This is a genomic window from Marinilactibacillus piezotolerans, assembly GCF_900169305.1.
Taxonomy (GTDB): domain Bacteria; phylum Bacillota; class Bacilli; order Lactobacillales; family Carnobacteriaceae_A; genus Marinilactibacillus; species Marinilactibacillus piezotolerans_A.
This window is the reverse complement of the sequence record NZ_FWDP01000003.1, coordinates 209,441-223,804: the sequence shown is the minus strand read 5'-3', so window position 1 is coordinate 223,804 and position 14,364 is coordinate 209,441. Positions and strand designations below refer to the sequence as shown.

At 42.7% G+C, this 14,364-nt stretch carries 9 protein-coding genes; 8 read left to right on the top strand and 1 reads right to left on the bottom strand.

From position 1 onward, the window contains the following. The first annotated feature begins 80 nt into the window (after positions 1–80). From B6F02_RS02890 to B6F02_RS02855, 8 genes are all read left to right on the top strand, one after another. Positions 81–1,061 (top strand): ABC transporter permease, encoded by a 981-nt coding sequence (locus tag B6F02_RS02890; RefSeq protein ID WP_080145905.1) that lies wholly within the window; start codon positions 81–83, stop codon positions 1,059–1,061. Between the two features lie 14 nt (positions 1,062–1,075). Then, entirely contained in the window at positions 1,076–2,023 is a 948-nt protein-coding gene (locus tag B6F02_RS02885) for a carbohydrate ABC transporter permease (RefSeq protein ID WP_080145904.1), read from the top strand. 23 nt (positions 2,024–2,046) lie between these two features. Beyond that, the gene (locus B6F02_RS02880) at positions 2,047–3,717 is read left to right on the top strand and encodes an ABC transporter substrate-binding protein (protein ID WP_080145903.1); all 1,671 of its coding nucleotides are present in this window, start codon (positions 2,047–2,049) and stop codon (positions 3,715–3,717) included. A 174-nt stretch (positions 3,718–3,891) separates the two neighbouring features. Continuing rightward, positions 3,892–4,800: an ROK family protein gene (locus tag B6F02_RS02875; protein ID WP_080145902.1), complete on the top strand. Its 909-nt coding sequence runs from the start codon at positions 3,892–3,894 to the stop codon at positions 4,798–4,800. After that, positions 4,800–6,290, top strand: a complete 1,491-nt coding sequence (locus tag B6F02_RS02870) for a glycoside hydrolase family 1 protein (protein WP_080145901.1) — start codon at positions 4,800–4,802, stop codon at positions 6,288–6,290. Before B6F02_RS02875 ends, B6F02_RS02870 begins: the two co-directional genes overlap by 1 nt. 4 nt (positions 6,291–6,294) lie before the next feature. Next, a complete protein-coding gene (gene yicI, locus B6F02_RS02865) occupies positions 6,295–8,610 on the top strand; it encodes an alpha-xylosidase (RefSeq protein WP_080145900.1) in 2,316 nt (771 codons plus the stop codon). A gap of 34 nt (positions 8,611–8,644) precedes the next feature. After that, a complete protein-coding gene (locus B6F02_RS02860) occupies positions 8,645–10,669 on the top strand; it encodes a beta-galactosidase (RefSeq protein ID WP_080145899.1) in 2,025 nt (674 codons plus the stop codon). 113 nt (positions 10,670–10,782) lie between these two features. Then, on the top strand, positions 10,783–12,921 hold the full coding sequence (locus tag B6F02_RS02855) for a cellulase family glycosylhydrolase (protein ID WP_080145898.1): 2,139 nt from the start codon (positions 10,783–10,785) through the stop codon (positions 12,919–12,921). 85 nt (positions 12,922–13,006) lie between these two features. Here B6F02_RS02855 and B6F02_RS02850 read toward each other — a convergent pair whose 3' ends face one another. Next, a complete protein-coding gene (locus B6F02_RS02850; RefSeq protein ID WP_080145897.1) occupies positions 13,007–14,299 on the bottom strand; it encodes a hydroxymethylglutaryl-CoA reductase, degradative in 1,293 nt (430 codons plus the stop codon). Positions 14,300–14,364: the final 65 nt, after the last annotated feature.

Here is a 14,364-nt window from a genome sequence, read left to right as displayed (position 1 = left end):
GCGGATTTGTACGGTATTATTTGAAAACGTTCTCAATTATGATAGTTACAAGAAGACAAATAAAAGAAAGGGTGGTATGCATGGAGTCGTCAAAAGCGACAACAGTGGAACAGCAAAGTCAACTCAAAGGCAGACTGAAGAAAACCCCTAAAAAGAAGATAACGTGGAAAAGAATCAAACAACAGAAACTACTGATCTTTCTTTCAATCCCCTTTGTGGCATGGTTAGTCGTATTCGCTTATACACCGCTAATAGGCTGGCTGGTCGCCTTCCAGGATTATAAACCGCAAAATGGATTTTTCGGATCAGAATGGGTCGGCATCGATCACTTTATCACACTTTTTAATGACTCGCTATTTTATACGGCACTTAAGAATACTTTAGGAATGGGGATTTTAGGACTTGTATTCGGAACAGGTACAGCAATTATCTTTGCTTTACTGCTTAATGAACTGAGATTCTCAAAGTTCAAAAAGTTTACTCAGACAATTTCTTATCTACCTCACTTTGTATCTTGGGTAGTAGTAGCCAATTTGGTGACCACAGTGCTAGCCAATACAGGAATCGTCAACAATATCCTGCAGTTTTTAAACCTGATTGATTCACCGATCAATTTTATGTCCAGCCCGAATATGTTCTGGGGAATCGTTACGGGAGCAGAAGTCTGGAAGTCAACAGGGTGGAATGCAATCATTTACTTGGCGGCAATGACAAGTATCAACGAAGAAATGTACGAAGCAGCTCACGTAGATGGCGCGAATCGATTCCAGCAGATGTGGCACATTACTTTGCCGGCGATCAAGCCGATCATCATCATTCTTATGATCATGAATATTGGGAACGTTATCAATATTGGTTTTGAAAGACAAATGCTTTTAGGAAACAACATTGTAGCAGATGCAGCAATTGTTATAGAAAAATATGCTTTAGATTACGGTATCAGCATGTTCCGCTACTCGTTCGGTACAGCTATCGGAATTTTCAAATCGGTTATTTCTATCATTTTAATCTTTACGTTCAATAGAATCGCTAAAAAAACCAGTGACATTTCAGTCATGTAGAAAGGAGGATAAAAATGGATACTACAGTAGTAGATAAAGCGGAAAAGAAATTGAAAATCAAGAAGAAGAGAAAATGGAATAAGCGTCCGACCGGTGTGGATGTCGTTATAGGATTATTCATGCTTGGTGTAGTGGTAGTTACCTTATATCCCTTCTTACATGTTATGGCCGTCTCTTTAAACAATGCAGTGGATACAGCTCGTGGCGGATTGACGATTTTCCCAAGAGATTTTACTTTGCAGAACTATAAAGAGATTTTCTCAGGGAATAATAACTGGTTCTTGGCTTTCCAGAACTCAGTGTTGAGAACGGTTATAGGAACGATTACCGCAACGTTCAGTTGTGCGGTCCTGGCTTATATTCTGAGCAGAAAATCATTTATCTTCAGAAGACCGCTTGGGGTGCTCCTGGTCTTAACGATGTATGTAAGTGGAGGTTTAGTGCCTACTTACCTAGTTATAAGAGGCGTAGGGCTGATGAATTCATTTGCTGTTTACATCGTTCCGGCACTATTGAACGCATTTAATGTCATTGTGATTCGTTCCTTTATTGACGGATTGCCAGATGCACTGGAAGAGTCAGCACGAATCGACGGTGCGAATGATATCACGATATTCTTGAGAATCATCATGCCGCTGTGTATGCCGGTACTGGCTACAGTAGCACTATTTACAGCAGTAGGACAATGGAATAACTGGTTTGATACCTATCTATATGCGGGAGCCAATGCAAATCTTACGACATTGCAGTATGAACTCATGCAGATATTAGGGAATGCCCAGTCCATGACTTCAAACAGTGTGAATAGTTTAAATCAGACGGAAGGAGCAATGATCCGAACAACACCAGAATCTATCAAAATGGCAGCGACTATAATTGTAACCGTACCCATCGTAATCGTCTATCCATTCTTGCAGAAATATTTTGTTTCAGGTCTTACATTAGGAGCAGTTAAAAGTTAAAAACACTCAGGAGGAAAAACAAAATGAACTCAAAGAAAATTTTCGGCTCTATCGTACTATCCAGTGCATTAGTATTATCCGCGTGCGGCAGCGCAGAAGAATCAGGTTCTTCTGAAGCAGGCAGTGACGGTCCATTGACATTGACCATGTTCAGTGCAGATGCAACACAAGACGATCCCTTTACAAATCCGGTCGCAGAAGAAATTACCGAAAGAACCGGTGTTAAATTAGATATATCTTATCCAGTCGGCGGAGACGATCTGGAAGCGGTCGCTTTAATGATCGGTAGTGGGGATTATCCAGATATGATATTTGGTAAAGGCGGTTTGAACCAGCTGATCGATGCTGGAGCACTTGAGCCCTTAGATCAAATGATTGAAGAGCGCGGCGATAACATCAAAGCAATGTACGGCGATCAGCTGACTCGTCTGCAAAACAGTTTAGACGATCCGCAAATTTATCACTTGGGAACCGGCGGTGTAGAAAATAAATACCTAGAAACCAGCGGAACAATGATGATGCAGTTAGGCCTTCTTAAAGAACAAGGCTATCCTGATATTCAAACGTTGGAAGATTATGAAAACGCTTTGGTAGACTTTCTTGAAAAAAATCCAACAACGGAAGATGGTCAAGAGTGGATTCCGATGACCCTTTCGGGAAGTGACTGGCGCTGGCTGATCACAGTAGGAGACCCAGCTTCCTTCGTATCCGGATTCTCAAACGATGGACAATGGCATGTAGATGAAAGCAGTGGGGAAACAACTTACAAGTTCCAAAGAGAAGAAATCAAAGAGTACTTTAAATGGTTAAATGGAATGAATGCAAAAGGACTTTTGGATCCTGAATCCTTTACTCATACACATGATACGTATATCTCTAAGCTTTCTTCCGGTAGAGTATTGGGTATTGCAGATCAAGACTGGAATATTTCATCAGCTGAAGCAGCTCTTAGAGGAGAAGGAAAAGACTGGAGTCTATGGGCACCGCTTCCTGTAACACTAGGAGAAGAATATGTGGCTCAAAGTACAAGAGACTACGGCTTTACAGGAAGTACGGGAGTATCCATCAGTGCAGATTCTGAACACAAAGAAGAAGCTTTTGACTTCTTGAACTGGATGGCGTCTGAAGAAGCACAAATCTTAACCAACTGGGGAATTGAAGGGGTCAATTACGAAATCGTTGACGGTATGAGAGTTCAGACAGACGAGGACCGCGAGAATGCTCAAACAAATTCTAACTACGCTCTTGAAACAGGTGTGGGTCACTATGTTCATCCGTTCCCACAATGGGGGTCAGGTAAAATGGATTCTAATGGGCAACCGGTAACACGTACAGCGAAAGAAGACATTCGTAAAAATATGGTAGAAGCAGAAATAGAAACGCTGGATGCTTACGGTGCTGAATTATGGGTCGATCTGTTCCCGGCTCCTGAAGATCTAGGGCAGCCAGCTCACGGCAGAGCTTGGGAACTTCCATTACCGACTAGCAGTCAAGTAAATGTTGTACAACAAAGAGCAGATGATTATACAACGCAAAAAGTAACCGAAGCGATTCTAGCAAGTCCAGACGATTTCGATGCAATCTGGGACGAAATGCAAACAGAGCTTGAAGCAATGGGAATTGAAGAAGCGAATGAAGAAATGACAGGTTATATTCATAATAGAATTGAACTTTGGGAGGGAGAAGTAGAATAACGAAATAAAGTGAAACGGCCATTTGTAAAGCATTCAGTTAGCAATTTTTTCAGCTGAATGAACAAACGAGTGGCCGTTTTATTTACTTAAAGAACTGAATACAAAAAAGCATTTTCTGAAGCAGGCAGTTCCAAAAATAAAGATTGCTTGCTTTAAAGGAGTGAAAAGAAAAGTATGAGTTATGTATGTTTTGATGTTGGCGGAACAAACATCAAGTACGCCTTAGTCAATGAAGGCCTCATCGTTGAAAAAGGATCGGCGGCAACGATTCATTCTTCTACAGAAGAATTTGTACAATTTTTAGTTCATATCATAAAAAAATTTGAACAAAATCATCGACTGCAAGGGATCGGATTAAGCGTTCCTGGAACAGTCGAGAAAGGCACAGGTTATTTTATTACTGCCGGTGCAGTCAAGCATCTGTATGGAAAAAACTTAAAAGAGCTGCTGGCAGAAACATTTTCTTATCCGATCTACGTAGAAAATGATGCAAAATGCGCTTTGATGGCTGAGATGACTTCAGGCAAAGCGAAGGGGCTGCAGGATGTAGTTCTTGTTACGATTGGAACCGGGATCGGCGGAGCGATTGCCTACGATGGAAAAATGTTGTATGGGAAAACGTATCAAGCGGGAGAATTCGGCATGATGAGAATGGATATCAAAAGCCGCCCAGACGATACAATGCACGAACTGGTTTCTACGGCAGCACTGATCAAACGATATAAAGATAAAAAGCAGATCGAAGCGTCCGTTCTAGTTGATGCACAGGATATCATGGCCGAACAGTCCAGCAATGCTGAAACCGCTCAGATCGTTGAGGAGTGGATCAGCGATCTGGCCTTTGCTCTGTTCAATGTAATCGTATGTTATACCCCGGAAAAACTGATTGTCGGCGGCGGTATCAGCGCAGATCCAACCCTGCTTCCAAGAGTCAGAGAAAAGCTGAAAGAGAATCCGCATTGGGTAGACTTTGAAACGGAGATTGAAACGGCTGCATTTAAAAACGATGCAGGAATTATAGGCGCTTATGGGTTTTTAAAAGAAAATATAGACCCGAAAACAGCAGCAGAAAGGATCATTTAATGTATCACGAATCACTTGAATCATTCCCGAAGCATTTTCTGTGGGGTGCAGCATCCGCTGCATATCAGATAGAAGGAGCCTTTGACGCTGAGGGTAAAGGCCCATCCGTCTGGGATGAATTTACAAAAATAGAAGGCAAAACCTATGAAGGAACCAATGGTGATGTAGCAATTGATCACTATCACCGCTATAAAGAAGATGTCAAATTGATGGCAGAAATGGGGCTGAAAACGTATCGTTTCTCAGTGTCATGGGCAAGAATTCTTCCTGATGGCGAAGGTGACGTTAATGAAGCTGGCTTGAAGTTTTATGAAGATCTCGTAGATGAGTTGCTGAAGTATGAAATAGAGCCTGTATTAACATTGTATCACTGGGATCTGCCGCTTAAACTGCAGGAAAATTATGGAGGATGGGAATCCAGAAAAACGATAGCTGCCTTTAAAGAATACTGCCGAGTCCTTTTTGAACGATTAGGTAAAAAAGTGACATACTGGGTTACCTTTAATGAACAGAATGTTTTTACCAGCATGGGCTACCGCTGGGCATCGCATCCACCTAATGTGACGGATACAAAACGCATGTTTGAAGCGAATCATATTGTAAATTTAGCAAACGCAGAAGCTATTCGCTTATTCAGAAAAATGGTTCCGCAGGGAAAAATCGGGCCGAGTTTTGGTTATGGACCTGTCTATCCTTTATCGGCTGACCCAAGTGATGTACTGGCTGCAGAGAATGCCAAGGAATTTAACAACAGCTGGTGGTTAGATGTGTACTGCAAAGGACGATACCCGGTCGCAGCCTTTAAGCAGCTGGAAAGAAAAGGTATCGCACCGACTGTACTTCCAGAAGATGAAGTACTTTTGAAACAAGCGAAGCCTGATTTTATGGGCATCAATTATTATCACGGCGGAACAGTGAAACAAAATAAGCTTGAAAAGCCTTCTCAGGAAAATGATTCCAAAAAAGAGGCAGGAGAAAAAGCTTTCTCTTCGACAGATCCTTACTTGATGCAGCCGAGAGAAGAACAATCACAAAGTCCTGAGATTCCCATGTTCCAATCTGTAGAAAATCCTTATCTGGAAAAAACTGAATGGGGATGGGAGATTGACCCTGTTGGTTTCCGCTTAGCGTTAAGAGAAGTCTATGCGCGCTACGACCTGCCGATTTTCGTTACAGAAAATGGACTTGGAGCGAAAGATATCGTTACAGAAGACGGTACTATAGAAGATGATTACCGAATCGACTATTTGAATCAGCATCTGGTAGAGATGAAAAAAGCCATCACAGATGGCGTAGAAATGATTGGATACTGTGCCTGGTCGTTTACAGACCTGCTCAGCTGGCTGAATGGATATAAAAAACGCTACGGCTTTGTCTACATCAACAGAACAGAGCAAGATGAAAAAGACTTAAGCAGAATTCCCAAGAAAAGTTACTACTGGTACAAAGACATCATCAAACAAAATGGAGAACAGTTAAACGAGGAGTGAATCGATGAAATTTTTAGACGGCGGATGGCTGGTAAAAGAAGGTTTTGAGGTAGATTATCCAGCTCATGTATATGCAACACGCAAAACAGAGGATACATTAACGGCTTATGCACCATTCAGATACATTGCAGATAAAGGAGCTACCCTGGATGGCGGACTGATGACGGTGGAACTGTCGTCTCCCCATGAAAACATTATTGGTGTAAAAGTTTATCACCATAAAGGTACAGCTTCTAAAGGACCGAATTTTGAACTGTCAAAAGGAAATCCGACAGTTGAAATCAAAGATGAGGAAGCCTTTGCGTCTGTTAAAAGCGGTGCCTTGACGGCTCGTATCAGTAAAAACGGTCAGTACGGGATAACGTTTGAAAAAGACGGCAAAGTCTTGACCTCCAGCAAATCCAGAGGACAAGCGTATGTTAAGAATTTGCCTGAGAAACAAGCGTATATCAGTGAACAGTTGACGATTGACGTCGGCGAATTGATCTACGGCTTAGGCGAACGGTTTACCTCGTTTGTTAAAAATGGCCAGACTGTTGATATCTGGAACGCAGATGGCGGTACTGGAACAGAACAAGCCTACAAAAACATTCCTTTCTATATGACGAATCGCGGATATGGTGTGTTTGTAAACAGTCCTAAAAAAGTCAGTTATGAAATCGGAAGCGAAAAAGTTTCCCGCGTTCAATTCAGTGTTCCTGGTGAAGAGATGGAATACTATATCATTGCTGGCGATACAATGAAAGAAGTGCTTGAAAATTATACAACGCTGACAGGCAAGCCGACATTGCCGCCAGCATGGTCCTTTGGCTTATGGATGAGTACCTCTTTCTTAACAGAATACGATGAAGAGACCGTTACACATTTTGTAGACGGTATGATCGAACGAGATATTCCATTAGATGTCTTCCATTTCGACTGTTTATGGATGGAAGAATACGAATGGGTCAACTTCGAATGGGATAAACGGACTTTCCCGGAACCTCAGAAAATGCTGACAAGACTGAAAGAAAAAGGCTTGAAGATCTGTGTATGGATCAATCCGTATGTAGGTCAGAAATCTCCTTTATTTGATATCGGAATGGAAAAAGGCTACTTTATCAAGCGTCCTAACGGAGATGTATGGCAGTGGGACAGATGGCAGGCTGGGTTAGCAATCGTTGATTTCACGAATCCAGAAGCTGTCGAATGGTATAGAAGCCACCTGTCCAGATTAATGGATATGGGTGTAGATTCCTTTAAAACGGATTTTGGTGAGCGGATTCCTGTGGATGCTGTCTATCATGATGGATCAGATCCGGAAAAAATGCATAATTACTATGCGCAATTATACAATCAAGTTGTCTTTGACTTATTGAAAGAAAAACGCGGAGAGCAAGATGCGGTCGTATTTGCCCGTTCAGCAACCGTCGGCGGACAAAAGTTCCCGGTACATTGGGGTGGAGACAGTACTTCTGATTACCCTTCAATGGCAGAATCTCTGAGAGCCGGATTATCTTTTGGAATGAGCGGGTTTGGCTACTGGAGTCATGATATCGGTGGATTTGAAGAAGGCTGTACGCCGGACTTGTATAAACGATGGACGCAGTTTGGACTATTGTCTTCTCACAGTCGTTATCACGGAAGCAAGGAGTACAAAGTACCTTGGGTTTATGACGAAGAAGCAGTGGTTGTTACGCGTACATTTACAAAGCTGAAACTGAGATTGATGCCTTACTTGATGAACGAAGCGGTCAAAGCGACAAAAGGAATTCCGATGATGCGTTCGATGGTACTGGAATTTCCAGATGATCCTTCTACACATGCATTAGATAGACAGTTTATGCTGGGAGACGCTGTATTAGTGGCCCCTATCTTCAACGATCAGGGAATGGTCAGTTACTATGTTCCTGAAGGAAGATGGACGAATTTCTTAACGAATCAAGTTGTCGAAGGCGGAAAATGGTATCACGAAACCCACAATTATATGACACTGCCAATGATGATCAAGCCGAACAGTCTGATCATTGAGGGTGCGAGCGAAGAACAGGCAGAATATGATTATACAAAAGATGTTACGCTCCATGTATTTGAATTATCAGAAGGTGCTGAAGCGAAAGCAGATGTTGTCGATCAATCTGGTCAGCACAAAGGAAAAGCGAGTATTCGGTTTGACGGTAGGACATATACCATTTCCACCAAAGGATTAACGGTTAATTCTGTTATTCTTCATAACGTTCAAGCTGTAGAAAACGTAGAGAACGGACATCAGGAAGCAACGGACCAGGGAACGACGATTTATTTAGATGGAACAGAAGGAACCGTTACTTTAAAAGCGTAAATAGATGAAGTAAATGATGATTGGGAGGAACAGCATGAGTAAACCGTTATTTGACCGAATGTTATACGGCGGGGATTATAATCCTGAACAATGGCCGAGAGAAATATGGGATGAAGATCTGCGTATCTTTAAGAAAGCACACATTAACTCTGCAACGATCAATGTCTTTTCATGGGCAAAACTGCAACCGTCTGAACATGAATATCAGTTTGAAGAATTGGATGAGATTATCGAAGGACTGGCAAAAGACAATTATGATATCGTTCTGGCTACATCCACTGCGGCACTTCCCGCTTGGATGTGCCGGAAATATCCGGATGTGACGAGAGTCGATTTTGAAGGTAGAAAGCATGGCTTCGGTCATCGTCATAATCACTGCCCAAATAGTCCGAATTTCAAACGATTTGCCAGCCAGCTTGTTTATAAATTGGCTGAAAGGTATGGCGACCATCCAAACATCAAGCTATGGCACATTTCCAATGAATATGGTGGAGAATGTTACTGTGATGACTGTGCGAAAGCGTTTCGTGTCTGGGTAAAAGATAAATACGGAACCATTGAAGCCGTCAATGAAGCTTGGAATATGCATTTCTGGGGACATACACTTTACAGCTTTGAAGATATTATCCCTCCGAACTATCTGGGAGACGGCATCAGCGATACTGCAGCGGCATTTGCGGGGTTATCGATTGATTACCGCAGATTCAATTCGGATAGTCTTCTTGATAATTATAAAATGGAAAGAGATATTATTCGTCAATTTGATAAGGAAACGCCGGCCACTACTAACTTAATGGGCACCTATAAAGGCTTAGATTACTTTAAATGGGCAAAAGAAATGGATGTTGTTTCCTGGGATAATTACCCAAGTTACAATACACCGTTAAGCAACGTAGCGATGAATCATGATCTGATGCGCGGGTTAAAAGACGGTCAGAGCTTTATGCTGATGGAACAGACACCAAGCCAGCAGAACTGGCAGCCCTATAATGCATTAAAAAGACCAGGAAAGATGCGTGCGCAAAGTTATCAGACGATTGCTCATGGTGCAGATACGATTCAATTTTTCCAACTGAGACGTTCAAAAGGCGCCGTTGAAAAATTTCACGGTGCGGTGATCGAACATGCCGGTCATGAAAATACTCGAGTGTTCAGGGAAACAGCAGAACTAGGTGCGGAGCTTGAAAAACTCGGCGATACACTGATTGGCGCTGAAACAAAAGCAAAAGTGGGGATTTACTTTGATTGGGATACTTATTGGGCTTTGGAATACACCAGCGGTCCGACTGTAGACTTGCGCTATGTTGATCAGATCCAGCAATACTACGATGCTTGTTACAATAAACAAGTGGCAGTTGATATGATTCATACGGCTTCCGATTTTGAACAGTATGACGTCATTCTGGCACCTGTTCTATATATGGTGAAAGAAGATCTGGCTGAAAAAATCGAACAGTTCGTTGAACAGGGCGGATCCTTTGTCACAACCTTTATGAGTGGAATTGTGGATAAAAGTGATAATGTTCATCTAGGCGGCTACCCGGGTCCATTAAGAAACGTCTTGGGTGTATGGGTAGAAGAAATCGATGCATTAGCACCAGGTCAAACGAATCAGATTCGCACAGAGCAAGCATTATTTACACAGTCAGAATTCTCTTGCAGAATGGTTTGCGACCTGATGCATAGTGAAGGAGCAGAAGTGATTGCAGAATACGGGTCTGATTTTTATGCAGGTATGCCGGCGATCACTAAAAATGTATTCGGCAAAGGCGAAGCCTGGTATGTAGGAACAGTTCCGGAACAAATGGTCTTGAATGAATTAATTGGAAATCTCCTTGACCAAAAAGGGATTCAAGGATACGATAATCTCCCTGAAGGCGTAGAAATCGCCAGTCGTGAAAAAGAAGGAAAGGCATACTATTTTGTTATGAATCATACGGAAGAAGCACAAATAGTTACGACCCCTTTCGAAAACTTCCGTAATCTTTTGACCGGTGAAACGGAAAACCATCAAATGAATTTGAAACCATTTGATGTAAAAATATTGGTTGAAGCATAATGTTCGGTCAGCCTTGCAGAATACTAATCGGAACAAGGTTTATTAGCAGTATCTAAGTTGTTGAATCGATTAATCAAAAGCAGTTATCTCACAATATCCAGGAGGAAAACTGAATGAAGAAGAGATTGATTTCTTTACTAGCAGCACTTGTACTTGCAGCGCCTGCCGTTACTGCTCACCCCGTTCAAGCTCAAGAAACGATACCGTCTACCCCATCGCAGGAATATGTAGAAGCGTTGGGCAGCGGATGGAATCTGGGAAATACATTTGACGGATACGATGAAGCAGCCGATAGAGGAGAAACGTCCTGGGGAAACCCGGTGGTCACTAGAGAGTTGATTCGCACGGTCAAAGAAAAAGGATATGACAGTATTCGACTTCCGTTTACGGCGCACATGAGAGTCGGCGGAGCGGAAGAAAACTATCAGCTTGACGAAGCCTTTTTAGACCGTTACGAAGAAGTGGTCAATTGGGCTCTAGAAGAAGATTTATATGTCATGGTAAATGTACATCACGACTCTTGGATCTGGCTGGAAGGCTGGGATGGAAGTAAAGAGTCTGAACCCTACAAAAAATATGTTCGAATATGGGAACAAATGGCAGAACGCTTCAAAGATTATGATGAACGTGTCATGTTCGAATCCATTAATGAACCGCAATTTCATGGAGAAGAAGCAACAGCGATTGCCTACTTAGAGACAATTAATGATACCTTTTACGATTTAGTTCGCAACTCTGGTGGTAACAATGCAGAAAGAATGTTGGTTCTGCCTACATTAGTCACCGATGCAGCACAGAACAAACTGGATGCACTCTATAATCAGATAATCGGTTTCAACGATCAGAATATTATAGCAACTGTGCATTATTATAGCGAGTGGGTCTATAGTGCTAACCTGGGTATTACTCAATTTGATGAAGTTCTGTGGGATGATGAGACAGCTAGAACCAGTTTGATCAATGTCTTCGATCGGGTAGCCAATACGTTTACACAAAATGGAATTGGTGTCGTGGTCGGTGAATACGGTTTGCTTGGATTTGATAAAAATATAGGCGTCAATAGACTGGGAGAAACGCTTAAATTCCTGGAATTCATCAATTATTATGCGGATCAGAAAGGGATCAATCTCATGCTGTGGGATAATGGTCAGCATTTGAATCGAACGACCTACGAGTGGTCGAACGCACAGTTTGGAGAAATGATTGAAGCTTCAATGGATGGCAGATCCTCTTATGCTGCAGGACTGGATACTGAATTTCTGTCAGAATCTGTTCCAGAAGGCGGCGTTTCGATTCCGCTGACATTAAATGGCAATGAACTGACAGCGATAGAAGTCGATGGTGTACCGCTGATTAAAGGAGCGGAATATACGGTTGAATCTGCTGTTGTACAGTTGACTGAATCTTATCTAGCTCGTCTGGCTGAACAGACCGGAGGAGAAGCAGGAAATAGTGTTACGCTAAGAATGCAATTCACCAGCGGAGCTGACTGGTATCATACTTTGATGTACACAGATCCTCTAGTCATGATGGAGAGTCAAGGAGTTGCGGGAGAAGCGCTGTCCATCCCGACAGAATTTAACGGAAATCAATTGAAATCCATCGTTTCAAGAGATCAGAACGGAAACATTGTTTCTAACAATAACTGGTGGACCTATCTAGAACATAGCCGCGAGTTTGCACCTGATAGGGAAGCGGGAATCATCCAGCTGTTACCAGACTATACATCGCTGCTGGCAGACGGTGTATACGATCTAACGTTCAACTTTTATGATGATATAGAACGAGTGTACCAGTTAACGGTTCAAAACGGTGTGATCAGCGGGCAACAGGTAACACCGATTGAAGAGGAGCCGACAGAAGATCCGGAAACACCGGTAACAGATCCGGAACAACCAGTTGAAGAAGGAGCTGTTGAGGAACCGGTCGATCCGGCGGAAAACTCTCAAAATGAAGGCACGCCGGCAGAAACAGACGGCGGTAACCAAGAAACAGAAGCTCCTACCGTAGAAGAATCTGTCACTCCTGAACCAAATGCAGAAAATCCTGTCAATGTAGATAAAGTTGTCGAAGACAATAGATTGGATGATAAGACAAAAACACCTATTGAAAAAACGATTGAAGTAGAAAAGTCGAATGCAATCAGTCTTCTTCCTCAAACAGGAATGGCAATGGTGGGTACAGGAACGATCGGAGCCATCTTGCTGAGCAGCGGTCTCGGTGTATTCTTATTCAACAAAAAGAAACAATAAAAAGAAACAATAACTGAAAAAAATAGACTGATTGTGCTATCCAGTGAAGGGAGCGCAATCAGTCTATTTTGTTGCATGATTAAAATCATTTTGTATATTCAGCAAGCAAGTCTTTAGCGGTCTGCAAGTTCATATGCGGGGCGTTTTTCAGAGCAGCGGCAATTTTTTCGACTTGTTCACCGGTTGCTCCGGCGCTGATCGCTAAGGAACGAGCATGCAAGCCCATATGTCCTTTTTGGATGCCTTCTGTGACTAGTGCCCGAACGGCTGCGAAATTCTGCGCAAGCCCAACGGATACTAAAATGCTTTCCAGTGTTTGAGCATTTGGTTCCTGCATCAAAGTTCTTGACAGCTGGGCACCAGGATGAATACCGATTGAACCGCCGACTGTACCGACAGGCAATGGCAGAGTCAAGGTTCCGACTAGATCACCAGATTCATTGGTATGCCATCTGGATAAAGCGCGATATTGACCAGAACGGGCTGCATAGGCATGAACGCCTGCTTCTATGGCGCGCCAGTCATTTCCGCTGGCTACGATTACTGCATCCACTCCATTCATGATCCCTTTATTGTGCGTCACTGCACGGTAAGGATCGACCCATGCAATTTGTGCCGCTTCAACAATCCGATCTCTGACCTCTTCTCCTGAGAAACTACCGGTTTTAAGCTTGTGACTAGGAATCGTACACGTCGCTGTTGCGACACATTCAGTGGCATAATTAGATAAAATGCGTAATAGAGCTGTTCCGCCAGTCAACTCTTCCATATATGGAGCAATGCCTTCCATCATGGTATTCACAATATTGGCACCCATGGCTTCCTGTGTATCGATATGCAGATGTACAGCAAGAAAAGCAGGTATACTTTCTTCAGGATCTGCTTCTAACACTCTAACGTGCAGATCCTTTGCCCCGCCGCCGCGTTTGACGATAGAAGGGTGTGCTTCATTCGCACGATCTAGAATCTCTTGTTTAGCTGCTTCCAGAGCTTGAGCTGCTTGATCAAGATCAGTAACGTCTTTTAAGGTCACTTGGCCGATCATCTTCCGATCAGTCACGACTGTAGTGAATCCTCCAGCAGAACCGATGATTTTAGCTGCAAAGCTGGATGCCGCAATCACAGAAGGTTCTTCGATCGCCATCGGTACTACCATCTCTTGATCATCAATCACGAAATTCATTGCAACCCCTAAAGGCAATGAATAATTTCCGATATAGTTTTCGATCATATGGTCGCCGATAGACCGATCCAAATCAAGACCGTCCTTTTTCAGTACATTAACCTGACCTTCTGAAAGCAGCGAGGCTGCTGCCAAAGCATCGATTTTTTCTTCAAATGATTTTTTATAAAATTTTGCTAATTGATCCGTGTCCATTTCATGGTTCCTCTCTGGTTATTCCTACTGTATATTATGAACGAGCCGCAGAAAAAAGAAAAGTC

Excerpts from the sequence above, each read along its gene's own strand:
- B6F02_RS02890 (WP_080145905.1), top strand. The coding sequence starts at position 81 with ATGGAGTCGTCAAAAGCGACAACAGTGGAACAGCAAAGTCAACTCAAA.
- B6F02_RS02885 (WP_080145904.1), top strand. The coding sequence starts at position 1,076 with ATGGATACTACAGTAGTAGATAAAGCGGAAAAGAAATTGAAAATCAAG.
- B6F02_RS02880 (WP_080145903.1), top strand. The coding sequence starts at position 2,047 with ATGAACTCAAAGAAAATTTTCGGCTCTATCGTACTATCCAGTGCATTA.
- B6F02_RS02875 (WP_080145902.1), top strand. The coding sequence starts at position 3,892 with ATGAGTTATGTATGTTTTGATGTTGGCGGAACAAACATCAAGTACGCC.
- B6F02_RS02870 (WP_080145901.1), top strand. The coding sequence starts at position 4,800 with ATGTATCACGAATCACTTGAATCATTCCCGAAGCATTTTCTGTGGGGT.
- yicI (WP_080145900.1), top strand. The coding sequence starts at position 6,295 with ATGAAATTTTTAGACGGCGGATGGCTGGTAAAAGAAGGTTTTGAGGTA.
- B6F02_RS02860 (WP_080145899.1), top strand. The coding sequence starts at position 8,645 with ATGAGTAAACCGTTATTTGACCGAATGTTATACGGCGGGGATTATAAT.
- B6F02_RS02855 (WP_080145898.1), top strand. The coding sequence starts at position 10,783 with ATGAAGAAGAGATTGATTTCTTTACTAGCAGCACTTGTACTTGCAGCG.
- B6F02_RS02850 (WP_080145897.1), bottom strand. The coding sequence starts at position 14,299 with ATGGACACGGATCAATTAGCAAAATTTTATAAAAAATCATTTGAAGAA.